Origin of the sequence: Mycolicibacterium iranicum, from assembly GCF_002101705.1 — a bacterium.
GTDB classification, from domain to species: Bacteria; Actinomycetota; Actinomycetes; order Mycobacteriales; family Mycobacteriaceae; genus Mycobacterium; species Mycobacterium iranicum.
In genome coordinates, this window is the sequence record NZ_LQPC01000066.1 from 1 (window position 1) to 1,336 (window position 1,336).

General features: G+C 63.1%; 1 protein-coding gene and 1 pseudogene. One reads left to right on the forward strand and one right to left on the reverse strand.

Going from position 1 to position 1,336, the window contains the following annotated elements; genetic code table 11:
- Nucleotides 1-368: pseudogene (locus AWC12_RS28420) on the reverse strand (beta-ketoacyl synthase N-terminal-like domain-containing protein); the annotation flags it as partial.
- A 195-nt stretch (nucleotides 369-563) separates the two neighbouring features.
- On the opposite strand from AWC12_RS28420, the gene AWC12_RS28425 reads away from it, so the two are divergent.
- Nucleotides 564-1,336: beta-ketoacyl-[acyl-carrier-protein] synthase family protein (locus AWC12_RS28425; RefSeq protein ID WP_272937902.1), on the forward strand; the 773-nt coding region annotated here is incomplete at its 3' end.

Below are 1,336 nucleotides of genomic sequence, written 5' to 3' on the forward strand. Positions count from 1 at the left end.
ACTCCGGCGTAGACGCCGGTGGTGGTGCCGCGCAGGGAGTCCGGGGCGATCCCGGCCCGCTCCAACGCCTCCCAGGCCACCTCCAGCAACACCCGCTGCTGGGGATCCATCGCCAACGCCTCACGCGGACTGATCCCGAAGAACTCCGCATCGAAATCACCCGCATCGTAGATAAAACCGCCTTGACGGGTGTAGCTGGTGCCTACGTGAGCAGGATCCGGATCAAACAACCGCTCCAGATCCCAACCCCGATCCTGCGGGAACTCACCGATGGCATCCACCCCACCAGCCACCAACTCCCACAACTGCTCCGGAGAGCAAACACCTCCCGGGTACCGGCAGGCCATTCCGACGATCGCTACGGACTCACGGTGCGATTTCTCAGTCACAGCGGGCATCTGCTTAGGCAAATAAGCGTAGTTATGGTTCCGCTGGCCATCAGACTCCGCGCGATCGCCCGAAGACACCAATCTTCCCCCCAGAGAGCCGAGTACATGGGTACGCTACCCCCGATTCAGACTTTTGACTCTCATACGGTTGAAACATAGCGAACGGGGCCGAAGATGTCCGAGACCACCGCACACCAGGGCAACCGCTCGACCTCGAATACCCACCAACGTAAATTTCAGCAAAGGAATACCCACGAACGTCAATATGGGTCAACATCCGCAAAACGGCGGGTGGTCGCGACCGGGTTTGGTGCCGTGACTCCGCTGGGGGTAGGTGCGGAGCGCCTGCTCGACCGATGGTCGGCGGGTGATTCCGGGATCGCCGAGGGTGTCGGCGCCTGCACTGACTTCGAGCCGACCAATTACTTCAAGAACAAGGAAGTGAAGCGCTACGACCGCTTCACGCAGTTCGCGATCGTGGCGGCCCAGGAAGCGCTTACACAGGCCGGCTGGCTGGAAGACGGCGCACCCGTCGAACCCGAGCGGATCGGCTGTGTCATCAGTTCCGCCGAGGGCGGGCGCGCCGCCGTCATCGCTGGCTGGCACGAGTTCTGCGACTTTGGGCCCGAGGGCGTGTCTGCGTTGTTCGTGCCGAAGGTAATGAAGAACGCGGCGGCCAGCGTGCTGGCGATGCGTTTCGGCTGCGAAGGCCCGGCTTACGCAGTGGTTTCGGGCTGCTCGAGCGGTGGCGACGCGATTGTCGCAGGTATCCGCATGTTGCGCCTGGGTGAGGTCGACGCAGTCCTGGTCGGAGGCTCAGAGGCCAGCGTGCTCACCCCAATCTTGGCGGGCTACCGCGACATGGGGGTACTGTCGCCGTCTGGGGTGTCGCGTCCGTTCGATGCGCGTCGTGATGGCTTCGTGATGGGTGAAGGTGCCGGCGTGCT